Origin of the sequence: Mesorhizobium wenxiniae, from assembly GCF_002284535.1 — a bacterium.
Taxonomy (GTDB): domain Bacteria; phylum Pseudomonadota; class Alphaproteobacteria; order Rhizobiales; family Rhizobiaceae; genus Mesorhizobium; species Mesorhizobium wenxiniae.
The window spans coordinates 65671-91192 of the sequence record NZ_NPKH01000039.1 but is presented as its reverse complement, the minus strand read 5'-3'; the positions used below and the strand labels follow the sequence as shown (position 1 = coordinate 91192).

Here is a 25522-nt window from a genome sequence, read left to right as displayed (position 1 = left end):
CGCGAGCTCGCAACAGACGCGAAAATCACGGTCGATGTTAAGGCCGAGGAGCCCTCAGGCAATCCGCCGATCTCGCTGGTCAAAACGCCATCGGCTTGGCACAGTCGGGAAAACAGGAGTCTCTTTCATGGCGAAGACCGCAACGAAACCAAAACCCTGGGCCGAGGCGGCCACGCATCTGGTCGACGTCGCGATGGGCAGGAGGCCCGCCGATCTCGTCATCCGCAACGGGCGTTGGGTCAACGTTCACTCCGGCGAGATCATCGCCGGCACCGACATTGCCATTGCCGGCGGCCGCTTCGCCTATTGCGGACCGAATGCCGGCCACGCCATCGGGCAGGGCACCAAGGTGGTCGACGCCGGCGGACGCTATCTGGTGCCGGGTCTCTGCGACGCGCATATGCATGTCGAGAGCGGCATGGTGACGGTGACGGAGTTCTGCCGCGCGGTCATCCCGCATGGCACGACCTCGATGTTCATCGATCCGCACGAGATCGCCAATGTGCTCGGCCTGCCGGGTGTGCGGCTGATGCATGACGAGGCCGTCGCCATGCCGATCAACGTGTTAGTGCAGATGCCGTCCTGCGTGCCCTCCGCACCTGGGCTGGAGCATGCCGGCGCCGAGCTGACGGTCGCCGATGTCGCCGAGGCGATGGCGTGGGAAAACATCATCGGGCTTGGCGAGGTGATGAATTTTCCCGGTGTTGCGGCCAACGATCCGGTGATGTCGGGCGAGATCGCCGCGACGGTGAGGGCGGGCAAGACGGTTGGCGGCCATTACGCCTCGCGCGATCTCGGCCTGCCGTTCCATGGCTATGTCGCCGGCGGCCCCGAGGACGACCACGAAGGCACGCGCGCCGAGGACGCCATCGCCCGCGTCCGCCAGGGCATGAAGGCGATGCTGAGGCTGGGTTCGGCCTGGTACGACGTCGCCTCGCAGATCAAAGGGGTGACGGAGAGCGGGCTCGATCCGCGCAATTTCATCCTGTGCACCGACGACAGCCATTCCGGCACGCTTGTCCATGAAGGCCATATGGACCGGGTGGTCCGGCACGCCATCAGCCAGGGGTTGAAGCCGGTGACGGCGATCCAGATGGCGACGCTCAACACTGCCCAGCATTTCAGGCTGGAGCGAGAGCTGGGTTCGATCGCCCCGGGGCGGCTTGCCGATCTGCTGATCGTCTCCGATCTGGCCGCAATGACTATCGACGAGGTCTATGGCCGCGGCGTCAGGCTGGCCAAGGGCGGCAAGCTCGACATCGACATTCCGGCCTATAACTATCCGAAGACGTCGAAGAACACCGTCAAGCTCGGCAGGAAGCTCAAGTCAGGGGATTTCGACATCGCGGCACCCATGGGCGCCAACGAGGTGCGGGTGCGGGTCATCGGCGTGATCGAGAACCAGGCGCCGACGCGCGCGCTCGAGGCCGATCTTCCGGTGGAGGACGGTCTGGTCGCCATGGACCGTCGCAACGACGTCTGCCAGATCGCGCTGGTCGAACGCCACAAGGGCACGGGCGGCGTCACCAATGCCTTCGTCTCCGGCTTCGGCTATATGGGCGACTGCGCCATAGCCTCCAGCGTGGCGCATGATGCGCACCACATCATCGTCGTCGGCACCAGCAAGCAGGACATGGCACTGGCGGTCAACCGGCTGGGCGAGGTCGGTGGCGGCGTCGTGCTGTTCTCCAAGGGCAAGGAACTGGCGCTGGTCGAAATGCCGATTGCCGGGCTGATGTCGGACGAGCGCGCCGAAATCGTCGCGGCCAAGGCCGACAAGCTGACCGAGGCGATGCGCCAGATGGGCTGTTCGCTGAACAACGCCTACATGCAGCACTCGCTGCTGGCGCTGGTCGTCATCCCGCAACTGAGGATTTCCGATGTCGGCCTGATCGACGTGACGACGTTCCAAAAGGTCGACCTGTTCGTCTGACAACGACCAAGGGCGAGCCCAGATTGCTCATCCGCCGGTGGCGATGGTCAGCACCCTGAACGGCGTGGTGATGACGATCTCGGCAACCGAGCCGACGGCCTTGCCGATGCCCTGGCCGAGATTGTCGATCGGCTGCGCCGGATTGGCTTCCTCCGATGCCAGGCCGGCCGGGGCGCGCAGCCGGTCGCCGAGCAACTGTACCAGGAACGGGTTGTCGGCGAATTTGGCGTGGTTCAGACGGTCGCCGCCCTTGGTCTTGGTCAGGTCGATCACCGACACGCCGTAGCTGGCGAGGTCGGCCGCGTCGCCATAGTCGCCGACGCGCGGCTTGTCGCCGGAGATCAGGGAGGAGAGTCTGAGGGCGCGATCGTCGCCCGAAAGCAGGATGGCGAAAGGCTTGTCGGGCTTGCCGTAGCGGATCATCTGCTTCTTGAACACATCGACATCGATGTCGGGCGAGGCCAGGATGACGTAGCCGAGCTTGTCGCTGAGATCGCGGTCGCCGGTGATGGCAAGCTGGCGCAACGCCTCCATTGTCACCCAGGTGCCCATCGAATGGGCGATAATGTCGATGCTCTTGGCCTTCGTCTTGGCCAGCATACGCAGCGTCTCTTCGAGATCGTCGCGCGCAGCGTTGGCGCTTTCCTTGTCGTAGATATAGCCCGTGGTTTTGCCGCTCGACGCCCATGAGAACAGCACCGGCGTGCCGGGATATTTCGTGTCGTGCGCAATCTGCGTCAGTCGATAGATGCCGTCGTCGAAACCGTTGTTGAAGCCGTGCACGAAGACCAGCGCGCGGTCGCCGCGCATGGCGATGTCGGCGCCGACCGCCTTGGCGAATTGCGGGGCGCCTTCGTAGAATTCGACCTCCGTTGCCGTGAAATCCTTCGCCGGATTGCTGTTGGCGGAGCTCCTGACCCGCTCGATGGCGCCGACCTGATGGACCTTCGGAACGGTGACCTCGACACTGGCAAAACTGGTGGTCGGTGAACGGTCACCGTCGAACACCTGCCGCGGATCTTTCGTTGCCCTTTTCCGGGTGGTGGCGACGAATATCTCATGCGTGGCTGCGATGTCGGAGGCAGGCACTGTGACAGCCGTCGTGTTGAGAAGGTCGTGTGTTTTCCCACCGGCGCAGCCGGTAACGGCGAGCGCAAACGCTACGACGAGAAAAATCTTCGAACGCACGGTCACGCAGGCTCCCGCAAGGGGGACGTCAAGCTGGTGACGTCGCTCGCTATTTCGATAAAGCCAAGGTCCGGCCCGGTCCAGTTGAAAGTGATTCGATGGTGCCGCAACCGTGAACACGCACGACGAAAGTAACAGGGCGTGGAACGCACCTCACTGTCCGAGCAGGCTGATGCGGTCGGTTACCTCGCGGTCGCTGGCAAATCCGTCATCCTCGCGCAGCCGCTGGCCGATCATCTTCACCAGCTCGGGGTTGTCGGCAAATTTGGTGTGGTTGAAACGGTCCGATCCCTTGACGCTGGAGAGATCGACAACGCTCACGCCATAGTCGGCGAGGTCGGCGGCGTCCTTGTAGTCGCCGACGCGCGGCCGCGAGCCGGCGATCAGGCCGGAGAGCCGCAGCGCCCGGTCGTCGTCGGACAGGAGCAGGATGAATGGCTTGTTCGGCTTGCCGTAGCGGCGCATCTGGCTCTTGAACACGTCGACATCGATGTCGGGCGAGGCCAGCACGACGTCGCCGAGCTTGCCGCCGAGATCGCGGTCGCCGTTGATGGCGAGCTGGCGCAGCGCTTCCATGGTAACCCAGGTTCCCAGCGAATGCGCGACGATGTCGATGCGCCGCGCGCCGGTCTGCGCGAGCATCCTCAACGTCACTTCCAGCTGGTCGCGGGCAGCACTGGCGCTTTCCCTGTCGTAGACATAGTCCCTGGTCTTGGCGCCTGACGCCCAGGAAAACAGCACCGGCGTGCCCGGGTAGCCGGAATCATGGGCGATCTGGGTGACGCGGTAGACGGCGGCGTCGAAACCGGTGTTGTAGCCGTGGACGAAGACCATGACGCGGCCGCCGCGCGCGGCGATGTCGGTGCTGAGCGCGCTGGAGAATTTCGGCGCGGTGTCGTAGCCGACGACGTCGGAGGCCATGAAGTATTTGGCCGGGTCGTTCGACTTGCCGCGCGAACGCCGCTCGATCCGACCGGTTTCGTGGGTCCCCGGCACGGTGACGTTGGCGCGGGCATAGTTCAGCGTGGCCGAGCGCTCACGGTCGAAAACCTTGCTGGGATCGTCGGAGCGCTTGCGCGTCGTGGCGATGAAGATGCTGTGGTTGCCGGCGATTTCCGTCACCGGCGCGGAGACCATGGCGCTGCCGAGCAGTTCCTCGGTTTGCCGGCCGCCACAGCCGGCAACGAGCAAGGTAAGGACAAGGATACAAATCTTCTTCAACTCTAGAGTCCACTCCGGCCGAAAAGGCTATCCAACCTCCGCGAACCCCTCCCGGACAGTCGAAGTGCGGCAGAAGTAAGTCATATCCAGCCGAATTGCGCTCAGCGCCTTGCGACAGTCAAGCACTGTTGCACGAAAGCCAGAACGATTGCCCTGATCAAACACGTACGGCGTGTGCTAGCTTCGTGACCGACAATCGCACGCGAAGACCACAGACGATTCGGGGTGATTTTTCCGATGACCAGTTTCTCCTCCCGCGTCGCTGCCGCTGCCGCCGCGATCCGCGAGATTTTCCCGGAAACACCACTGCAGGAAAACGATTACCTGTCGAAGAAGACCGGGGCGCGCGTGCTGCTGAAGCGCGAGGACCTGTCGCCGGTGCGCTCCTACAAGATCAGGGGCGCGTTCAATTTCTTCCGCAAGGCGCTCGACGCCGGCAACGACGCCGAACTGTTCGTCTGCGCTTCCGCCGGCAACCATGCGCAGGGCTTTGCCTTCGTCTGCCGTCATTTCGGCAGACAAGGTGTGGTGTTCATGCCAGTGACGACGCCACAGCAGAAAATCGATAAGACGCGGCTGTTCGGCGGCGAATTCGTCGAGATCAGGCTGATCGGCGACTTTTTCGACGACTGTTACCGCGCCGCCTTCGAATTCACCGAAAGCGCCGGCGCGCACATGGTGCCGCCGTTCGACCACAAGGACATCATCGAGGGGCAGGCGACCGTCGCCTACGAAATATCAGGCCAGATGCCGGGCGCGCGGATGCCCGACATCATCATGCTTCCGGTCGGCGGCGGCGGTCTGGCTGCGGGTGTGACGCATTATTTCGCCGACCAGCGCCGCGACACGCGCTTCGTCTTCTGCGAGCCGGCCGGCGCGCCAAGCCTCAGCGAGAGCCTCGCCACCGGCAAGCGCATCAAGCTCGCCAGGGTCGACAATTTCGTCGACGGCGCGGCGGTGGCCGAGATCGGCCGCGAACCGTTGCGGCACCTCAGGAAGTTTGCCGCTGAGGCCGTGCGGCTGATCCCGGAAAACCGGCTCTGCGCGACCATGATCGAGATGCTGAATGTCGAAGGCGTAGTGCTGGAGCCGGCCGGCGCATTGGCGATCGACGCGCTCAAGGATTTTTCGAAGAAGGAAATTAGGGACAAGACCATCGTCGCGGTGGTGTCGGGCGGCAATTTCGATTTCGAGCGGCTGCCGGATGTGAAGGAAAGGGCGCTGCGTTTCGAGGGGCTGAAGAAGTACTTCATCATCCGCTTTCCGCAGCGGCCGGGCGCGCTGCGCGACTTTCTCGAATTGCTGGGGCCTGACGACGACATTGCCCGCTTCGAATATTTGAAGAAATCGGCGCGCAATTTCGGTTCGGTGCTGATCGGCATCGAAACCAAGGATCGCCGCAATTTCGAGCTGCTCAACGCGAATTTCGAGGCCGAGGGCGTTCAGTATCAGGACATCACCGACAACGAGACGCTCGCCGGGTTCATCATTTGAGCGCCCGAATATGAGTGAAGAGGAGAAGATATTCGTTGCATTGTTTTCCGGCATCAATGTCGGCGGCAACCGCATCGTCAAGATGGCCGAACTTCGGTCGTTCTTCGAGAAACTCGGCTTTGGCGACGTCGCCACCTACGTGCAGAGCGGCAACGCCGTGTTCCGGTCGGCAACGGGCGATGTGGCCACGCTGACCAAGCAGTTGGAAGCGGCTTTCGAGAAGAAATGGGGATTTCACTCGCGCATCATGGTGCGCGATCTCGGCTGGTTCGAGCGGCTGGTGGCGGACAATCCCTATCCGGAAGTCGCCGGGGAGCCGACGAAACTCCACGTCTACGCGCTGGAGCGTGCGCCAACGCCTGAGGAGACGGCTCGTCTTTCGCAGAAGTGCACCGGCCCTGAAAGCTTCGAGATCAGGGACGACGTACTTTATCTGCACGCACCGGATGGCCTCGGCAAATCGGTGTTTGCCAACCTCATCCCGCGCACGCTGAAAGTGCCCTGCACCGCGCGCAACTGGCGCACGGTGCAGGCGCTGCTGGAGTTAGCCGGCCGAGACGGCTGAACGTGGTCGCCTACGCTGCCGAGGCCCTTTTCCAATCGAAGATCAGCTCTTCGCGGAAAGCGAAGCGTTTGATGTGGTCGGCGACGACCGTTTCCAGGCGCTCCAACGAGCCGGCTTCGTCAGCGGTTACCGCGATATGCAGCGCTGCGGCATCGGCATCGAGAACCGCACGGCCCAGTGAGAGGTCGATCGTGCCGTGGTTCGGATCGAACTCGACCGGAAACTTGTGCGCCCAATGCTTGCATAGCTGCTGCAGATAACGGCTCGCATGTTCAGTGGCGACATCGACATGGCTGGTCGGCATGAATGGATTTCTCCTAAGGCAAGATGCGCCAATTTCGGAAGCAGGCGTGATCGCCGGACAGATAGGCGCGATCTCGAGAAACGCCATAAAATGTCCGGCTCGGTCGTACCCGCCCTCGATCTTGTGATGGGTTACCAGCTTCCGGTGTTCGGCATCGACGCCCAGGGCTCGGCCTTGGCCTTGGCCGGGCCTTTCTGCAAAAGCTCGATCGAAATGCCGTCCGGCGACTTGACGAAGGCCATGTTGCCGTCGCGCGGCGGCCTATTGATGGTGACACCCTTGTCCATCAGCTGCTGGCAGGTGGCGTAGATGTCGTCGACCTCGTAGGCGAGGTGGCCGAAATTGCGGCCGCCCTTGTAGTCTTCCGGATCCCAATTGTAGGTGAGCTCGATCAGCGGCGCCTTGTCGGCGATATCGCTTTGCTCGTCTTCGGGCGCGGCGAGGAAGATCAGCGTGTAGCGCCCCTGTTCGTTTTCGTGGCGGCGCACTTCCTTGAGGCCAAGCTTGTTGCAGTAGAAATCGAGCGAGGCATCGATGTCGGCGACACGGACCATGGTGTGGAGATAGCGCATGTGATTTCCTCGAAACGTTTGCGTTGCGGCGGAACATAGGGGCCACCCGGCCAAAGGGCAATTCCCGATAACCGGTCGTGTTGGCAAACAACAAATCCGGTATCCCTGCAATGAACCGTGAAAAAAGACAGCTCAGGTCTTGCACACACCGGAAGCGGCAGTGTTAATCTAACGCCAAGAATCAGTTGCGGTATTCTTGGAAAAAGGGGGCGTTCTTATGGGGGAAAAAGCCTCTTTCATGGGGCGGGACGGAACCGGTCACGACGCCTTGCAAAGAGACGGGAGCGGCGACGCTGCCGATCTTGTCGAGGTTGCGGGCGCCATCAAATGGTTCGACGTGGCCAAGGGCTACGGTTTCATTCTTCCCGATGACGGCTCTTCCGGCGATATTCTCCTCCATGTGACATGCCTTCGAAAGGACGGTTTCCAGACCGCCTTGGAAGGTGCGCGCGTCGTCTGCCTGGTCAAGCAAGGTGAGCGCGGATTGCAGGCGTTCCGCGTGCTCTCCATGGATCTCACCACGGCGACCCATCCGGCGGAGATGCAGGAGCAGCGCACCCACGTCTCGGTGACGCCGGAAAGCGGCCTCGAACGGGCACTGGTGAAATGGTTCAACCGCACCAAGGGGTTCGGTTTCCTGACCCGAGGCGAGGGCACCGAGGACATTTTCGTCCACATGGAGACCCTGCGCCGTTACGGCATTACCGAGCTCCGGCCCGGGCAGGTCGTGCTGGTCCGCTTCGGGCGCGGCGACAAAGGCCTTATGGCTGCCGAAATTCACCCGGATATGGGTACCTTGCCGGTCTCCCACTAGGTTCCATCCCGATCGAATCGGGATGCGACCTAGTGCTTTCTGCTTGACCATGATCTTTTTCGAACCGTAGGTTCGGATCATGGTCTAGGGCGATGGCCGAGGATTCTGAATGACTTACAGGAACTGGCTGACAACAGGCGTAGTCTGCGCCGCGATCGCTTTTGTCATCGCCACAGGCGCTTTCTTCCATTCGCAGCAACCGGCTTCGGCAGACCGCCGAGCTATGGTCCTTGCCGTCGACCCGCAGCCGCTGGTCGCTGTGACGAAAGCCGGCGAACGCTCTTTCTCCGTCGAAATCGCCGACACCTCCGCCGAGCGCGAGGCCGGCCTGATGTTTCGCGAGGAGATGGCCGACGATCATGGCATGCTGTTTGTGTTCGAGGAGCCTCGGGATGTGAGCTTCTGGATGAAGAACACGCCGATGCCGCTCGACCTGATCTTTGTCGGTCAGGACGGCAGGATCCGGGCAATCAAGCAAGGCGAGCCGCAATCCGAGGCGATGATCTCGCCTGGCGAGCCGGTTCGCTTCGTGCTCGAGCTCAAGGCGGGCACCGCCGCCAGGGGCGGCATTGAGGACGGCGATTTGTTGCGCCACCCGGCAATCGGCACTGCGCATAACTGAACGCGCAGGATCCGGCGCAGATGCAGTTTTTCTGCCATGACGGTTTTGATCTTGCCTTCCTCGACCGCCAGCCGGCATCGGGGCAGGGCGATCCGGTGCTCATGATCCATGGCTTTGCCTCGACCCATTACGTCAACTGGGTGTCGCCCGGCTGGTTCAAGGCGCTTAACGATGCCGGCTACCGCGCCATCGCCTTCGACAATCGCGGCCATGGCGCCTCGTCGAAGAGCTATGAAGAGGCCGATTATACCCCCGCAAAAATGGCTTCCGACGGGGCAGCGTTGCTGACCCATCTCGGCATCGAACGCGCCCATGTCATAGGCTATTCGATGGGCGCGCGGATATCGGCCTTCCTGGCGCTTTCCGATCCGGACAAGGTGGCGACGCTGGTCTTCGGCGGTCTCGGCGTCGGCATGGTCGACGGCGTCGGCGACTGGGATCCGATCGCCGCCGCCCTTCTGGCCGAAGATCCTGATGCCGCCAGCCATCCGCGCGGCCGCTCGTTTCGCGCCTTCGCCGACCAGACACGCAGCGACCGCCGGGCGCTGGCTGCCTGCATTGCCACCTCGCGGGAATTGCTGGCCGAGGCCGACATTGCGCGCATTGCCCAGCCGACGTTGATTGCCGTCGGCACCAAGGACGATATCGGCGGTTCGCCCGACGAACTGGCCGCCTTGATGCCGAACGCCAGGGCCTTTCACATCGAGGGCCGCGACCACATGTTGGCCGTCGGCGACAAGACCTTCAAGCAGCGGGTGCTGGAATTCTATGCCGAAAATCCGCTGTGAGTGCATCGATGCGCAGCGTATGGATGCTTATAACTACGCCTGTTTGGACTCAGCTAGCCCGAGCGCCTTGAGCGAACGCGCCATGTTTTGCCGAGCCTGAACCTCGAACCGCTGCCGGAACTCCTCGGTGTGAAAGATATGCGGGCGGGCGAGGAAACTCTTCAGAACCGCACTGCGGCCGGCACGCCACATTGGCTCTTCCACCCAGCCATATTCGCGGCGAACTGCCTGTTCATAGGCGTCGAACGCATCCGGCGTCGCACCCAGGATTGCCAGGTCCATATCGAGGAACAGCGCTGCGTCGCGGACGGCATTCTCGTCGTCAAAGTGCGGCAATTCATGCGTGGCGGTGGCGATGATCATCGCTGCGATGCGGTCCAGGCGCTCCGTATCCGAGCGGCCGGCGAGTTTTTTCTCGGCAAGGGCGGCACTCCTCGCCTCATTGTCCTTGGCTCGGCTGTCATAGATGGCATCGTGGAACCAGATCGCCGCCTTGACCGCCTCGGGATCGTGCAGGGATGCCCTATAGCCGGCGGCCAACACCATCATCGCCTCGATATGGGCAAGGCCGTGATAGTGGCGGTCGTCGGCCTGATAGAGCGCGGAAAGCTCGTGCTTCAGCGATTCGTCGATCAAGGGTTCGTCTTCCATGGCCGCTTGAATTTCCGTGAACCAAATCCATTTGACAAAGCACTAAGGAAAATTGAGTTCAACCGTGCTATGATCTGGCTTATAGAGCATGTCGCGCAAAAGTGCGCAGCGGTTTTGGGACAACGACATGCCCAAAAACAGATGCTTAATGCGCATCAATTTGATCGCGATGCGCATTATGCGACCGGAGAATACGCAAGCAGGCAAGCCGGAGACCATTGATGAACAGTGTTACGATTGCCCGCCCGACCATGGTGGAGCCGATCGACCCGATCTGGCGCTCGATCCGCGACGAGGCGATGGAGGCGGTCAACCGCGATCCGCTGCTGGCGGCGTTCCTCTATTCGACCATCCTCAACCAGGAAAGCCTGGAGGAGGCGGTCATTCATCGGCTGGCTGAGCGGCTCGCCCATCAGGATATCGGTTCCGATCTCATCCGCCAGACATTCAAGGCGATGGCAGCCGACGACATGGACTGGTCGTCGACGGTGCGTGTCGACATCCAGGCCTATTATGATCGCGATCCGGCCTGCGACCGCTTCATCATGCCGGTGCTCTATTTCAAGGGCTTTCATGCCATCCAGACCCACCGGCTGGCACATTGGCTGTGGAACCAGGGCCGCCAGGATTTCGCTCTCTACCTGCAGAGCCGGTCGTCCTCGGTGTTCCAGACTGACATCAACCCGGCCGCGCGCATCGGCAAGGGCATCTTCCTCGACCACGCCACCGGCCTCGTCGTCGGCCAGACGGCGGTGATCGAGGACGACGTGTCGATCCTGCACGGCGTGACGCTGGGCGGCACCGGCAAGGCCGGTGGCGACCGCCATCCCAAGATCCGCTACGGCGTGCTGATCGGCGCCGGCGCCAAGATCCTCGGCAACATCGAAGTCGGCCATTGCTCGAAGATCGCGGCAGGCTCGGTGGTGCTGTCGCCGGTGCCGCACAACAAGACGGTTGCCGGCGTGCCGGCTCGTGTCGTCGGCGAGACCGGCTGCGACCAGCCTTCACGGCAGATGGACCAGCTTTTGCCATCGCAGTCGATGGACCACGTCGTCAGCTTCGATATCTGATTTCAAGTCCGCGGGGCGGGCAACGTAACTCCGTTTGCCGGCTCTGCCGCCTGTCGGTTCTCGCATATCCGGTCGGCTCGCCTTTACATCGCCATTGTCGACGTGCCAGAAGCGCGCTCAAACGAGCAAGACCGACGATCGGAGAAGAGTTTTGAAGCCGGACGAAATCAGAAAGCTGGACGCTTATTTCAAGCGCGTCTTCCAGAACCCCAAGCTTGAAGTGAAAGCGCGGCCGCGCAAGGACGATTCGGCCGAGGTCTATGTGGGCGACGAATTCCTCGGCATCGTCTTCAAGGACGAGGACGACGGCGACTATAACTTCTCGATGGCGATCCTCGACATCGATCTGGCCTGAGTCGGGGGTTCTCGGTTACCGGTAGGCGCCGTTATCCCTGGCGGAGAAGGGGACGCCAATCTCCGCCGTTTGCGATTTGTCCCCAAAGCGCGTCACATAATCCCTTCAGACACAATGCGTTAGCGCCCTGTCTTCAGCATACGCGCAGCCTCGGCGGCGATGGCTGCATCGAGCGCCTGCCAGTTTCCTAGAAATTCCATGGGAAAGCGGTAGCTGAGGCTGAGACTGTCGCCGACCAGAATGTCGCGTTCGCAGGGCGCCAGCGATTGCGCAGCACTCGGGCCGCTCAGGCAGCGGGCCACGAACGGGTCCTTGCCCCGGCGATTGGCGACCGCCAGCACCTCGTTGAAATAGCCTGATTTTTCGGTGAAGCCGTAGAGCGTGGTGCCGCCCGGGCCGGGCGTGCCGGGTTCGACGATCAGGGCGCTGTAGATCGGCGCGAAGCGGCCGCTCATCTCGCGCGACATTATCTGCCGTTCGAACGACAGGAAGACGATGTCCTTGCTCGATCCGGTGTGGTTGAAATCGTCGCGGGCGGCCTCGCTGTAGCCGTCCATCTCGGGATAGCGCAGATAGAGGTCGAGCCGCGAGGCGATGCCGTCGCGCCGGGCCTGGTCGAAGCGGATGACATTGCCCGGCACGGCGATGACATTGTTGCCGATCACCACCTCGTGGATTGTCGTGTCGTCGGTGTATCCGGCCATGGCGATCGAGCGGCCGAGCCATTTGCCGCCAAGGCTGATCGCCACCGAAAGCATTGCCAGCGCTGCGAACACGTAGAACACCCGCTTCATCAGCTTGGAATCGACGACGGTGAGTTGCAGACTGTTGGCGGTGGCTGCCTGCTTCATCGCGATCCCCAATTTCGGCCGCCTGTCCCCAGATGTCCCATGGCCGTCCCCTGGGGACGCCCCTCTTGGGGTGTCCTTAGGCGGGACATGTGGCGCGGCACGGCTCTTGCAACGGCGCCTGTCGAACACGACTGTGCGTTTTCATGGTAAATGGAAGGTAAAGATGGGTCTGGTCGAACACACACTCTTTGCTTTTATGGTTGGGCTGACGGCGTGCGGCCTGGCCGGATCGGCGATGGAGCTGATGTCAGGCCGCCGGCTTGCCTTCGTCGAGCCCTATTTGTCGCCGGCGCATGTGCTGCGTTCGCTCGCCGCGACGGCCTGCGCCGGACCCTTGATGTTCGCCAACGAAGCCCTCGACGCCTGGCGGCAAGGCCGCATTTCCGCTCCGGCGCTGATCTCCTGCGGTTGCACCGCGACGGTCTGGGCATTGGCGTTGGGCGTCGTGCTGATCGACATTGCATCCGTTGCGGGCATGCTCCTAGGTTCGACTGACTTTTCAGTGTGAGACGAATCGGGAGATCGAAATGCCGCTCTACGCGATCGACGCAAAAGCCCCCGTTTTCGAGGACGCGGACAGCAACTGGATCGCGCCCGACGCCACCCTGATCGGCGACGTACAGATCGGCCGCAATGCCGGCTTCTGGTTCGGCGTCGTCATTCGCGGCGACAACGAGCCGATCACCATCGGCGCCGATACCAATGTGCAGGAACAGACGGTCATGCACACCGATGCCGGTTTTCCCCTGACCATCGGGCAAGGCTGCACGATTGGCCATCGCGCGTTGCTGCATGGTTGCACGATCGGCTACAACAGCCTGATCGGCATGGGCGCCATCGTGCTGAACGGCGCGAAAATCGGCAAGAACTCGCTGGTCGGCGCCGGCGCCCTGGTCACCGAAGGCAAGGAATTCCCCGACAATTCACTGATCATCGGCTCGCCCGCGCGTTTGGTGCGAGCGCTGGACGATGCCGCGGTCTCAAGGCTGCGCGCTTCGGCCGCGCACTACGTCGCCAACGGCAAACGCTTCAAAGCGGGACTGATGAAGGCCTGAGGCCAGCCTTGCTCAAACCTTCGGCTATGGTTTCACCTGCATCGTCCCCCAACTCAGAGTCCATTGGAGCCGCGTCTGGTCATCGCATCGCGCAGCAACGAAGCGCCGGCTTCAAAACCGGCATTGTCGGCGTCCTCGAGGGCTGTCGTATAGTCGTCGATGCGGGTTTCGAGCGATGAGTCGGCGCCCGCCGCCAACAGCAGGCGGATGGCATCGACGCTACGGATGGCGACTGCATAGTGAAGCGGTGTCCAGTCGTTTACGCCCCGCATGTTGGGGTCTGCGCCCCCATCGATCAGGATTCGGACGATTTCCAGTCTGTCAGCCCGGTCGGTGGACAGTGCCGCGATGATTGCCGGAAAACCGCTGTGGTGGTGATAGTTCGGGTCCGAGCCCGCATCCAGTAAGATCGAGATGAAAGCGGCGGGACTCCAATAGATCGCATATTCCAGTGGATGTCCAAGGCCGAGTTCAAACGGCATTTGCTCGTCGAACCAGCCGGGTGAGCCGCCGAGGGCCACACCGAGGCCCTCGAAGTCGCCCGCCTTGAACGCGTCATCGATGGCCTTGAACAGGCGGTGGCGCTCGCATCGATCTTCCGGGATTTCCAACATCGCAGCGATCCGGAGGTTGAACGGCCGCCCATATTGCTCCCATTGGCAGTTGCCTGAAAGCCTCATGGGCGGGTTGCGATTGGAGAGAAGTTCTTGCGGCTGCGTTTGTTAGAATCTCATCCCGCTTCAGTCTCTTACTGCCGACAATCCAGCCCGCGCGTTTGGTGCGAGTTCGACTATGCAGCGGTTGCAGGCTGCCGGCAGCTGATCCTTTTGCGCAATGGTACGCCGAACTTACCGCATCGACATCAAATTCGCGATCAGACCTGCCTTGATGTTGAGCACCGTTCGATGGGCCTCCGGATGACCGATGTCGTTCAGCTGATCGGGCGTCAAGTCGGCTAGCGCCCTGCCTTCTGCGACGGTCCGTCGCCATCCCCAGAAGGCGGCGATCATCATTGCTACGCTTTTCCTGCAAGATCCAAACAAGTGTCTTTTCGACGCGCTGCGGTCGGCGCGAGTATCCGTATGAGCCATTTCTAGTCTCCAATTTCGAGATTTGCGGCTGGGAACGTGCCACGCGGGTGTTTTCGGGCTGTTCGGCTGAGCGTGAAAAAAACGGAAACGTCCGACGAGCTGCCGTTAAATCGGTGTAAAATCCAACCACCGAAATGCTATTCTGCCGCGGCGGTCAAAGTCTGGAGACCATCTGTGCGCATCAGGTTGCTTGGCGGCCTCGAGGTTACTTCCCTGGAGCGCCGGCCCGTCCGCTTCGCCACGCGCAAGACTTCGCTGCTTTTTGCTGCCCTGGTCCTTGCCGGCCGCCGCGGCCATCGTCGCGAGCAGCTTTCCGAAGCCTTTTGGCCGGGACGAAGCAATGGCCAGGCGCGCAACAGTTTGCGGCAAGCACTGGTCGACATCCGGCGCTCGTTCCCGACCAGCAAAGATGCCGCCGTCTACATCGACGGGGATCACGAAGCCGTCGCGCTGATTACCGGCCCGGATGAAGCGGACATTTCGATCTTCGACCGGAAACTGGAGGAGGGCCGGGCGACCGATCTCGCCTTCGCCGCCGACCTCTACCGCGGTGGGGTGCTCGCAGGGGAAGCCATTCCTGAGGAACTGGATGAGTGGTTTGGACCTTATCTGAACAGGTATCAGCGCAAGGCGCTGCAGTTGGTGGATCGGCTGAGCCTCGCGCTGCCCATACCCGGCTCTGCTGAAGAGACAGCCTGCGAAGGGCTGGCAGAGAGATTGCTCGCCTCAGATCCTACCGCCGAGGCCGCCCATCGGGCGCTGATCCGGATCCACGCCCATCGCGGTCACGAAAACGCGGCCTTGCGCCAGTTCGAGCTTTGTCGAACTGCCCTGAAGAAGCAGCTGGATGCGGAGCCGGAGGCGCAGACAAGCTCACTGGCGGCTTCTCTGCAGTCCCGCGACCGAACTGGACATCAGCCGCCGGGGCCAAGCTCTGGCGTCGCGACGCCGGCGCAAATGCGGGCAGTTCTAGCGAGACACGACGACCAGCCATCAATTGCAGTGCTGCCATTCCAGAATCTAAGCGGTGATGTCGAGCAGGAATATTTTGCCGACGGTATGGTGGAAGACATCGTCACCGCCCTGGCTCACTTTCGCCACCTGTTCGTAGTCGCACGGAATTCGAGCTTTGCCTACAAGGGGCGGTCCATAGACATAAAGCAGGTCGGGCGTGAACTGGGCGTGCGCTATGTGGTCGAGGGAAGTGTGCGCCGGGCGAGTGACCGCCTGCGCATCGCCGGACAGCTCATCGACACCTCGACGGGGGCCTATCTCTGGGCCGATCGCTTTGACGGAACGCTCGCCGAGGTGTTCGATCTGCAGGACCAGGTCGCCTCGAGCATAGTCGGCGCAATCACACCGAAGGTGGAGGAGGCTGAGATCGAGCGTGCCAAACGCAAGCCGACAGAAAGCCTCGACGCTTATGACTACTACCTCCGCGGGCTCGCAGTCTTTGACCGGACGGTCAACGATCAAGCGGCTATCGACGAAGCGTTGCAACTGTTCAAGGCAGCGATCGCCCGTGACCCGGAGTTTGCCGCAGCTTACGCGCGGGCTGCGCGATGCTACGCCACTCGAAAGAGCAATGGCTGGATGGTCGATCGCGCGGAAGAGGTCGCAGAAGCCGTCCGATTGGCGAGGCGAGCGGTCGAACTCGGCAGGGACGATGCGATTGCACTTTCCCATGGTGGATACGTCCTTGGTTATGTTGGGGGCGAACTCAAGAACAGTGCGGTCTGCATCGATCGCGCGCTCGTTCTCAACCCGAATTTAGCGGCTGCCTGGGGCCTAAGCAGCTGGGTGAAAGCCTGCTTTGGTGAGCCGGACAGGGCCGTCGAACACGCTGCGGGCGCCATGCGCCTGAGCCCACTGGATCCGCGTCTGTTCGCCTGGCAGTTCTGCACGGGGCTCGCTCACTTCTGTGCTGGCCGCTACGATGACGCTGTCGAATGGGCAGAAAGCTCGTTGCGATCCCAGCCGAACTACGCAAGCGCCATGCGCGTTGCGGCCGTAGGTCATGCCCTGGCGGGGCGGCTTTTGGAAGCGCAGCAAATGATGGCCCGGCTGTGCGCGTTCGATCCCTCGCTGCGGCTTTCGAATCTCGCCGAGGTGCTGCCGCCGTTTCATCGACCGGACGATCGCAGCAGATATATCGAGGGCCTTCGCAAGGCGGGCCTGCCGGACTAAGGCCCGTGTCTCCTGAAATGGTGGAGCCGGCCCGGGGACGGGGCCGGCTCCTAAAACCCGGTCGTTGGGGACGGGGAGGGTGGGGCTCGACCGGGTTTTCTCCTAAAGCGCGGCGCGTTCAAATGATGCGACGCGCTTAATCTCTGTTTTATGCATGTCGCTATCCCAAAACCGCTGCGCACTTTTGGGCGACATGCATTGGCGTCCTTAGCGGACGCTGGCGACCGCGTCGGAGCGGCCGTCGTTGATCATTATCCAAGCGCCCGAATTCTGGCTCGATTGGCGCTTCAGGTAGGTGTAGTCGGTAGCAGTCCAGGACAGCACCCTGGTTTCCAGATTGTCGAGGATGAACTCTCCGAGGCTGGTGCGCACGGTCAGCACCGCGTGGCCGTCTCCGTTCGGCTGGCGCGCAACCGTCATCAGCAGGTCGCCGGCCGGAACGCCGATGTTCATCAACGCGCGGCGCTTTTCCAGCGCATAGTCCTCGCAGTCGCCGAAGCCGCTGTTGGGATAGGACCAGACTTCTTCTTTGCCCCACAGTTCCATATCGGTGCGTGGCGCGATCTTGCTGTTGACCGAATTGTTGATGCTCACGATCTTCGCCCACAGCTTGCGGGTCAGCTCGATCGGCGCCTGCTTCGGCGTCCGCTGATTGCATTCCTGCGGAATCTTCTGACAGAACTCGTAATGGCCGACCGGCTGTGTGGTACGGCTGCCGGTGTGCATGAAGGCAGGTCCCGCTGCATACGCCGTTCCCCAGGCGGTAAGCTGCATCGCCATTGCCAAGAGCAACAGCTTGCCCCTCGTCTTCTTCATCGTCCAGTCTCCCCGTTTGAGGAGACAATGACACGATTGGATTTATTCGACGCAAAGGCTCGAAGTAGACATTAAGTAAAACGCCTATAGAATACACATAAAATTTGAATCATTCCAGTACAAAATTGTTGAGGCGTTCTCGCGGAGCCGTATCGGCCGGCGCGGCGCCTTGGCGCGGCATCGGGGCAACAAAAAACCGGCCGAAATGGGCCGGTTCGATTGCGGAAACCGTGTTGTTTGTCAGGTGCCGGGTGCGTTGAATTCGGAATCGAGTGTTTCGGGCCGCTGGATGACCGCGAACTCGATGGCGACGCCGTCCTCGAAATGGCGCACCACCTGGCCGCGCATCGTGCCGAGCATGACCTGGATGCCGATTGCCGGCTTGACATCGATCTCGACCGCGGCGCCCGAAAGCGACAGGTCGATGATGCGGCACTGGTACTGGCGCCCATCACTGAGCTGAAGCACGGTGGTCGGATTGCGCGGCGCCACGCGTTCGTGACGACGATCTTCCGGCAGATCAAGCTCGTGCTTGTTGGCGAGCCAGGTCAACTGCGCGGCAAGCTTGTCCTTCTTGCGTTCCGAGGCGATGACCGTCATCGCGAAACCATCCTGCAGGATGCGGGTGACGACTCCTTCGATGCGGCCGATGTGATCGATGTAGGCGATGACTTTCTCGCCCGGCATGCCGATGCGCTCGGTGCGAAGCGCTACATTGCCCGGCGACATATCGACCACCTGGCACGGATGTTCGGTGCGATCCTCCAGCATGAAGCGTCCGTAGATTTTCACGCGAACGCGCTGAAAGTTACGCCTTTCAGCTCGGGACGGCGCGGTGTCGACCGCCGCTGACCTCATGACTGCCTACACCCCGTCTGGCATTCCGCGCGTTGATGCGAGGAACTTCGTCAGAAAGCTACAGCGAAGCGGGTTAACAAAGGGGAAAGCCTGACACCGCTACTTTAGAGTTTTGGATTATTACCCGCGCCCGCCGTCGAACACGACCAGATGGCGGATGCGGCGCGCCTGGCCGAGAGCCGAAATCGTCTGGGGCGGATCGAGTTCCGACGGGACAAGCGAGGGAACGTCGATGGCCGGCCGGTTCTTGGCGAATATCGGTTCCTTCTCCGGATCGACGACGCGGATCGAATCGATCAGGGCGTCGGCGATAGGGTCCGCGCCCAGCCAGAAGGGTTTTTCAGCGGCGCTTATCACGCCGAGGCAGCGCGGATTTTCGACGCCGCCGTCGAGCGGCAGGGCGAGCAGCTCGAACTTGCTGGAACGGTCGGTGCGGCTGAAACCTTCATAGGTGATGAGCAATACGGATTTCTGATCGAAGACGCCGTGGATCAGTTTCGAGATAAGCCGCTGGTCCTTCTCGCGCCATAGAGAGGGGAAGGAAAACCCCTTGAGTTCACGGCCATAGACCGCGCAAAGCCTGGTGCCGGCGAGCCGGAATACCGCTTCGCCGCGCGTATCCTTTTCCAGGATGAATGTGTCGGCCAGCAACGACTTGATGTCGGCTGGCTCGACTTCCGAACGCTTCGGGGCAGGGCGCCCGTCACGCAGCCGGTTCCAATAATGGAACAGCGTGATCGATCCGTTCTGGTTCATGTTATGCTGCTCCGCGCAATCTGTCGTCTGATGTCCCATCGGTGAACAGAAGGGCGCCCTCCGAGGACCTACATGCGTTGCGGAGCAGGATGCGTGCCAGCATCGTTAACACTTGTTCACGGGTCGGGGTCGTTAAGGTTAACAAGTGGTTTACGTTGCGCCCCGCCCACGCCCGTGGCACGCTAAAACCACTCCAGAAGCGGTCGTTTCGCAGCGATCGGCAGCAGTTCAGTCAAGAGTTTGGGGGAGCATGGGGGCTCGACCAGCCGTTCAAGGGAAACCTTGGACGGCTTCTTTTTGATTCGCGCCAATTTTGATTCGCCCCGGTTTTGATTTGCGTGGGGCGATTCGCCCCTTTGTGAATCGGGTGGCCGTGATCTACATGCTCGCGAAGTCGAATCCAGCGACTGAGTGCGAGCCATATGAGCGAACCAGCAAGCCCATCGGAAATCAAACAGGGCGAGGGCGGACCTGTCGGCCGCGAGCCGGAGCGTCTTCGCGAGCCGGTATTCAACATGCCACCGGTTGTGCTGGCGGTGATCGGCATCTGCGTCGTCGTTCATCTGATCCGGCTCTACTGGCTCACCGAGGACCAGGATTTCTCCCTGCTGATCCGGACCGCCTTCATTCCGATCCGCTATTCCGGTCGCTTCGACCTCGATTTCTACGCGTTTTCGAGCCCCTTCACTTATGCCTTCCTGCATGGCGGCTTTGCTCATCTTGCCGTCAACATGGTGTGGCTGGCGGCTTTCGGCTCACCGCTGGCGAACCGCTTCGGCGCGCTTCGTTTCAGCCTGTTCTTCGCGGCGACGGGGCTGGCGGCGGTGGTGCTGTTCTGGGCCGTGCATCCGCTCGGCCAGGCGCCGCTGGTCGGCGCATCGGGGGCGATTTCCGGCATGATGGGGGCCGCCGCCCGCTTTGGCTTCCGCACGGACCGCTCGTCCGGCAAAGCTGCCTTCGCCGGCGCGCCGCTGCCGATGGCGGCAGTGTTCCGCTCGCGCGGCGTTGTGACTTTTCTTGCCATCTGGATGGTGATCAATCTCGCCACCGGCCTCGTTGCCTTCGCGCCCGGCATCGACAGCCAGATCGCCTGGGAGGCGCATATTGGCGGTTTCGTCGCCGGCTTCTTCGGCCTGCGCGCTTTCGATCGACGGCAGCAGCCGGATGAGTTCACGGCTTAAGCATCGCCGCACTTGAAATGCAATCGATCGCGGCGCACGATGTTCACTACAGCGCCGCGCGTCCTCTTGGACGAGCAAAGGACGCTGTAGAACTTTGATTTGCGCATGATCCTTCCGAAAATCGGGCCGATTTTCGGGGTCATGCGCAAAAGGAAAGCCGGTCAGGGCAGGAACCGGCAAGTAAAACTGAGGAGGACGCCATGACTGTTAAGGCAATTCTCGAGCAGAAAGGCCATGACGTGTTGACGCTCGGGCCGAACGAAAAGCTGAGCGAGGCCATTCGCATCCTGGCCGAACACAGGATCGGTGCGCTGGTCATCACCAATGGCGATCATAAGATCGTCGGTATTCTTTCCGAGCGCGACGTCGTGCGGGTCCTCGCCAGGGAAGGAGCCGCCGCACTGGATATCGCGGTGCGTTCGGCAATGACGCCCAAGGTGAAGATCTGTAATGAGAACCACACCGTCAATGAAGTCATGGAGATCATGACCAGTGGCCGTTTCCGCCATCTGCCTGTGGAAAAGGACGGCCTGCTCGACGGCATCGTGTCCATAGGTGATGTGGTCAAGCGGCGCATCGAGGATGTCGAGCGCGAGGCCGCGGAGATCAGGGCCTACATCGCGACGGCGTGACGCCTCATTTCTTCAGCCGGCCGGCTGGATTCGATGTGAAGCGCCAGCTTTGGCTTTGCGCTTGTCTCTTTTTGTGGTTTGCACTAGCGAGTGACTTTCACGTCGGACGTGATGGAATTCACGTTGAGAAGTGAATTCCGTCACCGATAACTCGCAGGCCACTATGACCCTCATCGATACTCGCACACCCGATGCCAAGCGCCTGATATCAGGTGCCACCGGCGACTGGGAAATCATCATCGGCCTCGAGGTGCACGCGCAGGTGACCTCGCAAGCAAAGCTGTTCTCCGGCGCCTCGACGGCTTTCGGTGCGCCGCCAAACGCCAATGTCAGCCTCGTCGATGCGGCGATGCCGGGCATGCTTCCGGTCATCAACGAGGAATGTGTCAAACAGGCGATCCGCACCGGCCTCGGGCTGAAGGCCGAGATCAACCACAAATCGGTCTTCGACCGGAAGAACTATTTTTATCCCGATTTGCCGCAGGGCTATCAGATCTCGCAGTTCAAGCAGCCGATCGTCGGCGAGGGCAAGGTGATCGTCTCCGTCGGCCCGGACCGGCAGGGCGAATTCGAGGACATCGAGGTCGGCATCGAGCGCCTGCACCTGGAGCAGGATGCCGGCAAGTCGATGCACGACCAGCATGCGACGATGTCCTATGTCGACCTCAACCGCTCCGGCGTGGCGTTGATGGAGATCGTCTCCAAGCCCGATATGCGCTCCGCCGACGAGGCCAAGGCCTATGTCACCAAGCTGCGCACCATCGTGCGCTATCTCGGCACTTGCGACGGCAATATGGACGAAGGCTCGCTGCGCGCCGACGTCAACGTATCGGTGCGCCGGCCCGGCGGCGAATTCGGCACGCGCTGCGAGATCAAGAACGTCAACTCCATCCGCTTCATCGGCCAGGCCATTGACTACGAGGCGCGCCGCCAGATCGCCATCCTCGAGGATGGCGGCAAAATCGACCAGGAAACGCGGCTGTTCGACCCCAACAAGGGCGAGACGCGCTCGATGCGTTCCAAGGAAGAAGCGCACGACTACCGCTATTTCCCGGATCCCGATCTTCTGCCGCTGGAATTCGACCAGGCCTATGTCGATGCGTTGGCAAACGATCTGCCTGAACTGCCCGACGCCAAGAAGGCGCGGCTGATCTCCTCGCTTGGCCTGTCGACCTACGACGCCTCGATCCTGGTGTCGGAAAAGGCGGTCGCCGACTATTTCGAGAAGGTGGCCGCTGGTCGCGACGGCAAGCTCGCCGCCAATTGGGTCATCAACGATCTGCTGGGCGCGTTGAACAGAGCCGGCAAGAATATTGAAAATGCTCCGGTTTCGCCCGATCAGCTCGGCGCGGTCATCGATCTGATCAAGGAGGGCACCATCTCCGGCAAGATCGGCAAGGATCTGTTCGAGATCGTCTGGAACGAAGGCGGCGATCCGCGCCAGTTGGTCGAAAGCCGCGGCATGAAGCAGGTCACCGACGGCGGCGCCATCGAAAAGGCGGTCGATGAGGTGATATCAGCCAATCCGGACAAGGTCGAGCAGGCGCGCGCCAAGCCGAGCTTGGCCGGCTGGTTCGTCGGCCAGGTGATGAAGGCGACAGGCGGCAAGGCCAACCCGCAAGCGGTCAACGATCTCGTCAAGGCCAAGCTCAGGATCGAATAGCGCAATGAACGCAAGACCACGGCCGCGCAATCAGGCAGGTCTCTCGTCGGCGCTGCTGATCGCAGGTGCCGTGCTGCTTTTCGTCGGCACGCTGTTGCATCCGATGCATGAGGACCCGAGTGATGCGCTTCGCGCCTTCGGTGAGTATTCCGCCGATCACAATTGGCTTTTTAGTCACATGGCCCAACTTGCCGGTGTCGTGGCGATGATCGCCGGCATGCTTTTGATCATTGGCCGTCTGTTCGACGGTCCGGCGCGGGGCTTTGCTCTGCTCACCATCGTATTTGGCGCGGCGTCGCTTGCGGCTGCGGCGGCTTTGCAGGCAGTCGACGGCATCGCCCTGAAGGCCATGGTCAACGCATGGGCCATGGCTGACGATGCGGCAAAGGCATCGCTGTTCAACGCTGCCTTTGCGGTGCGGCAGATCGAAATCGGCTTTGCCGCGGTGAGCGCCGTGCTGCTCGGCCTGACCGTCCTGCTCGCCAGCATCGCGTTGCAACAGGCGAAGCACTGTCCAGTCTGGATGTCGTTGCTCGGCAGCGCAGGGGCTGTTGGCGTCCTGATTGGCGGCGTCGCCACGGCGGCAACAGGTTTCTCCGATATCGCCATGGCGGCCAACATGGCGGGCAGCCTGGTGCTCCTCATCTGGGTCGTGCTGCTTGCCGTGATCGATCTCAAACGCAGACCTGTCGAAGCATAGCCGAGCCGTCAGCGAGAAAACCGATGTTCGTCCGCACTGCCAGCGAACGCGATCTGGTTGCCATCCGGGCGCTGCTGGTCGAAACGTGGCATGCCACCTATGACGCCATCTATGGTGCTGCCAAAGTCACCGAGATCACTGACGAATGGCATTCGATCGCCTCGCTCAGCGCATGACCCCGAAATCGGAATCGATTTCGGAAAGGATCATGCGCAAAATCAAAGTGCTACAGCGTCCTCCGAAAGGGGCCGCGGCGCTGTAGAGCGCTGCTGACACGGCCGAACTCCGAATTCCTGGTCGCAGACGACGGCAGGCTCATCGGCGCATGGCTTTCGCCGCAGCCACCACGGATGCGAAGATCGTCATGCTGAACCAGCTTTACGTGCATCCGACCTGTTAGAGGCAAGGGATCGCCAGGCGCTGCTGGAAGAGGTCGAGGCCAGCTTTCCGGAGGCGCGGACGCTGCGTGTCGAAGTGGAAGAGGCAAACGCTCCGGCCGTCGCCTTCTATCGCTCGAAAGGGTTTTTGCCCGCCGGCAACACCGCCGCCTGTGGCGGCGGTTCAGGGCTGCCGGCGAGAAGGCGATCGGATAGATTTGTCTGCCCGGATATGTCGCAGTCAGTTGCGTTTTACGGGCTGCGCGGTCGGTTGCGGCGCCCTCAATGTTGTCCCTTGAGGACGACAAGATAGCCTCGTTCGACGTGAAGGCGGAAAGCGATTTGCTCCGACGTCCCAGTGTCCTTGGATTTGTCGATGACATAGCCGCCAGGATGCGAGCGAAGCCATTCCTCGGGATTGTCAGTGCTTTCGAACGGCTTCTGCAGCCGAGCCAGGAAACCGACCTCGTCCTGGTAGTCGAAGGCGACGGCCCAGTCGGCGTTCTTTCGCTCGGCGATGAATTTGGCCAGCGGCATGAGATCTTCGCGTCTGAAAGCGGTCGCTGATGCTGCGGCATGGCCGATGCCGAAAATTGCGAGCAGGACGAAGGCCGAGTTTCTGAGCCGCGCGGGGGGAATCTCCGCCATGAAATACCCGAACAGGATGGTCGCAAATGGCAGCATCGGCACCAGATAGTGAGGTTGCTTGCCGGATATCGCGCTGAAAACCAGTAAAACCGCGACGAACGAGAACGACAGCAGGCGCAGTGCGCGCAGGTCCGGCGATTTCGTGTCGATCAGGCCACGTATCCGGGCGCCCAGCTTCAGCCGCCACACTTCGGGTATGAAGATCCACGGTATGAGCATGATCGGCAACAGCACGACGTAGAAATAGAACGGCCGGCCATGGGAGTTGTGCAGGTGGCCGGTGACACGCCCTGCCGACTGGTTCCAGACAAGGTCGTAGACGAAGTTGCCTTTCGTCTGGATGGTCGCCGGCACCAGCCAGATCGCCACCGGGATCAATGCGGCGAGAATTGCCAGACCCGCCCCGGCAAAAAATTTCGGCGTCGCCAGCCCGGCCTGCCGATCGCGCCAGAACGGATAGAGCAGGATAGGGGCGCCGACATGGATGAGCACCACCGGACCTTTCGTCAAAACACCCAGTCCGATGAACAATCCCGCCAGCACGGCGTGCCAATGGTTGCCGTTTTTGGCAAAGGCAAGCAACGACAAAAGCGCGGCGAGCACGAAGATTGTCAGCAGCATGTCGAACAGGATCAGCGTCGAATAAATCACGAAGATGGTGCTTCCGGCGACGAGCCAAGGGATACGGCTTGCGATGTCGTCGCGCCTGGGAAAGAGGGTTTTTGTCAGACGCGTCGTCAGCCAGATGACGAGCGACGACGCGACGAAGATGACGAGCATCGCGGCAACCCGACTTGCGCCGAAAATGTCCCAGGCCAGGTCGATAAGCCAAAACAGCAGCGGCGGCTTTTGCAGATAGGGCGCGAAATTCATCGTCGGAACGAAGATCTGTCCGCTCAGATACATCTCCCAGGTGACGCTGAGATATCGCGTTTCATCGACAGGCAGGAGCGGCCGGAAGGCGACCGCGATGCAGGTCAATGCAAGCAGGAACAGATAGGGGAGCAGCCGCTCGACATGTGCCGGTATCAAGATTGGGATCCGCGCCAGGAAACGTTCTCATTCCAGCCGAGCATCGATGCTGCGCTCCTGGAGCGCGCAGGACCGCACCATGATTTTGGCCGAATTGT

27 protein-coding genes and 1 pseudogene are annotated in these 25522 nt (G+C 61.5%); 16 read left to right on the top strand and 12 right to left on the bottom strand.

From position 1 onward, the window contains the following. Positions 1–127 precede the first annotated feature (127 nt). Positions 128–1933 (top strand): adenine deaminase, encoded by a 1806-nt coding sequence (ade, locus tag CIT31_RS30605; protein ID WP_095521605.1) that lies wholly within the window; start codon positions 128–130, stop codon positions 1931–1933. A 27-nt stretch (positions 1934–1960) separates the two neighbouring features. Here the strand turns inward: ade and CIT31_RS30600 are convergent, their stop codons facing one another. After that, positions 1961–3127, bottom strand: coding sequence for an alpha/beta hydrolase (locus tag CIT31_RS30600; RefSeq protein WP_095521604.1), 1167 nt, complete (start codon positions 3125–3127; stop codon positions 1961–1963). Positions 3128–3274: 147 nt separating this feature from the next. Next, positions 3275–4342 carry an alpha/beta hydrolase gene (locus CIT31_RS30595; RefSeq protein WP_095521603.1) on the bottom strand — a complete coding sequence of 356 codons (1068 nt, stop codon included), beginning with the start codon at positions 4340–4342 and terminating at the stop codon, positions 3275–3277. Positions 4343–4579: 237 nt separating this feature from the next. On the opposite strand from CIT31_RS30595, the gene ilvA reads away from it, so the two are divergent. Together ilvA and CIT31_RS30585 are read left to right on the top strand one after the other, a co-directional pair. Continuing rightward, a complete protein-coding gene (gene ilvA, locus CIT31_RS30590; RefSeq protein WP_095521602.1) occupies positions 4580–5836 on the top strand; it encodes a threonine ammonia-lyase IlvA in 1257 nt (418 codons plus the stop codon). A 10-nt stretch (positions 5837–5846) separates the two neighbouring features. Continuing rightward, on the top strand, positions 5847–6401 hold the full coding sequence (locus CIT31_RS30585) for a DUF1697 domain-containing protein (protein WP_095521601.1): 555 nt from the start codon (positions 5847–5849) through the stop codon (positions 6399–6401). Between the two features lie 10 nt (positions 6402–6411). On the opposite strand, the gene CIT31_RS30580 is transcribed toward CIT31_RS30585, so the two are convergent. Both CIT31_RS30580 and gloA read right to left on the bottom strand, forming a co-directional pair. Continuing rightward, the gene (locus tag CIT31_RS30580; protein ID WP_065008185.1) at positions 6412–6705 is read right to left on the bottom strand and encodes a DUF2218 domain-containing protein; all 294 of its coding nucleotides are present in this window, start codon (positions 6703–6705) and stop codon (positions 6412–6414) included. A gap of 131 nt (positions 6706–6836) precedes the next feature. Beyond that, on the bottom strand, positions 6837–7277 hold the full coding sequence (gene gloA, locus CIT31_RS30575; protein WP_095521600.1) for a lactoylglutathione lyase: 441 nt from the start codon (positions 7275–7277) through the stop codon (positions 6837–6839). A gap of 217 nt (positions 7278–7494) precedes the next feature. On the opposite strand from gloA, the gene CIT31_RS30570 reads away from it, so the two are divergent. From CIT31_RS30570 to CIT31_RS30560, 3 genes are all read left to right on the top strand, one after another. Then, positions 7495–8091 (top strand): cold-shock protein, encoded by a 597-nt coding sequence (locus CIT31_RS30570; RefSeq protein ID WP_095521599.1) that lies wholly within the window; start codon positions 7495–7497, stop codon positions 8089–8091. A 109-nt stretch (positions 8092–8200) separates the two neighbouring features. After that, entirely contained in the window at positions 8201–8713 is a 513-nt protein-coding gene (locus CIT31_RS30565; RefSeq protein ID WP_095521598.1) for a DUF192 domain-containing protein, read from the top strand. A 20-nt stretch (positions 8714–8733) separates the two neighbouring features. Continuing rightward, positions 8734–9501: an alpha/beta fold hydrolase gene (locus CIT31_RS30560; protein WP_165778608.1), complete on the top strand. Its 768-nt coding sequence runs from the start codon at positions 8734–8736 to the stop codon at positions 9499–9501. A gap of 33 nt (positions 9502–9534) precedes the next feature. Here the strand turns inward: CIT31_RS30560 and CIT31_RS30555 are convergent, their stop codons facing one another. Next, positions 9535–10152 (bottom strand): HD domain-containing protein, encoded by a 618-nt coding sequence (locus CIT31_RS30555; RefSeq protein WP_095521596.1) that lies wholly within the window; start codon positions 10150–10152, stop codon positions 9535–9537. Between the two features lie 221 nt (positions 10153–10373). Here CIT31_RS30555 and cysE point away from each other — a divergent pair, with 221 nt between their 5' ends. Next, on the top strand, positions 10374–11222 hold the full coding sequence (gene cysE / locus CIT31_RS30550; RefSeq protein ID WP_065008191.1) for a serine O-acetyltransferase: 849 nt from the start codon (positions 10374–10376) through the stop codon (positions 11220–11222). Between the two features lie 151 nt (positions 11223–11373). Further along, the gene (locus tag CIT31_RS30545; RefSeq protein ID WP_013531334.1) at positions 11374–11577 is read left to right on the top strand and encodes a DUF3126 family protein; all 204 of its coding nucleotides are present in this window, start codon (positions 11374–11376) and stop codon (positions 11575–11577) included. Positions 11578–11696: 119 nt separating this feature from the next. Here CIT31_RS30545 and CIT31_RS30540 read toward each other — a convergent pair whose 3' ends face one another. Beyond that, a complete protein-coding gene (locus CIT31_RS30540) occupies positions 11697–12428 on the bottom strand; it encodes a hypothetical protein (RefSeq protein WP_095521595.1) in 732 nt (243 codons plus the stop codon). A 163-nt stretch (positions 12429–12591) separates the two neighbouring features. Between CIT31_RS30540 and CIT31_RS30535 the strand changes: the two genes are divergently transcribed. Next, positions 12592–12936 (top strand): DUF6949 family protein, encoded by a 345-nt coding sequence (locus CIT31_RS30535; protein WP_095521594.1) that lies wholly within the window; start codon positions 12592–12594, stop codon positions 12934–12936. A gap of 19 nt (positions 12937–12955) precedes the next feature. Then, on the top strand, positions 12956–13483 hold the full coding sequence (locus tag CIT31_RS30530) for a gamma carbonic anhydrase family protein (protein ID WP_095521593.1): 528 nt from the start codon (positions 12956–12958) through the stop codon (positions 13481–13483). Between the two features lie 53 nt (positions 13484–13536). Here CIT31_RS30530 and CIT31_RS30525 read toward each other — a convergent pair whose 3' ends face one another. Next, the gene (locus tag CIT31_RS30525) at positions 13537–14097 is read right to left on the bottom strand and encodes an ankyrin repeat domain-containing protein (protein ID WP_165778607.1); all 561 of its coding nucleotides are present in this window, start codon (positions 14095–14097) and stop codon (positions 13537–13539) included. Between the two features lie 234 nt (positions 14098–14331). Next, on the bottom strand, positions 14332–14496 hold the full coding sequence (locus tag CIT31_RS30520; RefSeq protein ID WP_245316529.1) for a hypothetical protein: 165 nt from the start codon (positions 14494–14496) through the stop codon (positions 14332–14334). Between the two features lie 252 nt (positions 14497–14748). On the opposite strand from CIT31_RS30520, the gene CIT31_RS30515 reads away from it, so the two are divergent. Beyond that, positions 14749–16761 carry a BTAD domain-containing putative transcriptional regulator gene (locus CIT31_RS30515; RefSeq protein WP_095521590.1) on the top strand — a complete coding sequence of 671 codons (2013 nt, stop codon included), beginning with the start codon at positions 14749–14751 and terminating at the stop codon, positions 16759–16761. 207 nt (positions 16762–16968) lie between these two features. Here CIT31_RS30515 and CIT31_RS30510 read toward each other — a convergent pair whose 3' ends face one another. The 3 genes from CIT31_RS30510 to CIT31_RS30500 form a co-directional block, all read right to left on the bottom strand. Continuing rightward, complete coding sequence (locus tag CIT31_RS30510) at positions 16969–17577, bottom strand: transglutaminase-like cysteine peptidase (protein WP_065008195.1); 609 nt, start codon at positions 17575–17577, stop codon at positions 16969–16971. Positions 17578–17817: 240 nt separating this feature from the next. Then, positions 17818–18435, bottom strand: coding sequence for a PilZ domain-containing protein (locus CIT31_RS30505; protein WP_029353792.1), 618 nt, complete (start codon positions 18433–18435; stop codon positions 17818–17820). A 120-nt stretch (positions 18436–18555) separates the two neighbouring features. Continuing rightward, the gene (locus CIT31_RS30500; RefSeq protein WP_065008197.1) at positions 18556–19191 is read right to left on the bottom strand and encodes a PAS domain-containing protein; all 636 of its coding nucleotides are present in this window, start codon (positions 19189–19191) and stop codon (positions 18556–18558) included. Positions 19192–19613: 422 nt separating this feature from the next. On the opposite strand from CIT31_RS30500, the gene CIT31_RS30495 reads away from it, so the two are divergent. The 5 genes and pseudogenes from CIT31_RS30495 to CIT31_RS36235 form a co-directional block, all read left to right on the top strand. Further along, positions 19614–20372: a rhomboid family intramembrane serine protease gene (locus tag CIT31_RS30495; protein ID WP_095521589.1), complete on the top strand. Its 759-nt coding sequence runs from the start codon at positions 19614–19616 to the stop codon at positions 20370–20372. 200 nt (positions 20373–20572) lie between these two features. After that, on the top strand, positions 20573–21004 hold the full coding sequence (locus CIT31_RS30490; RefSeq protein WP_023798170.1) for a CBS domain-containing protein: 432 nt from the start codon (positions 20573–20575) through the stop codon (positions 21002–21004). A gap of 163 nt (positions 21005–21167) precedes the next feature. Then, a complete protein-coding gene (gatB, locus tag CIT31_RS30485; RefSeq protein WP_095521588.1) occupies positions 21168–22667 on the top strand; it encodes an Asp-tRNA(Asn)/Glu-tRNA(Gln) amidotransferase subunit GatB in 1500 nt (499 codons plus the stop codon). Between the two features lie 4 nt (positions 22668–22671). Further along, a complete protein-coding gene (locus tag CIT31_RS30480) occupies positions 22672–23367 on the top strand; it encodes a hypothetical protein (RefSeq protein ID WP_065008199.1) in 696 nt (231 codons plus the stop codon). 23 nt (positions 23368–23390) lie between these two features. Further along, positions 23391–23943 (top strand): annotated as a pseudogene (locus CIT31_RS36235) (GNAT family N-acetyltransferase); the annotation flags it as partial. A gap of 83 nt (positions 23944–24026) precedes the next feature. Here CIT31_RS36235 and CIT31_RS30470 read toward each other — a convergent pair. After that, positions 24027–25424, bottom strand: a complete 1398-nt coding sequence (locus CIT31_RS30470) for an ArnT family glycosyltransferase (RefSeq protein WP_095521587.1) — start codon at positions 25422–25424, stop codon at positions 24027–24029. Positions 25425–25522: the final 98 nt, after the last annotated feature.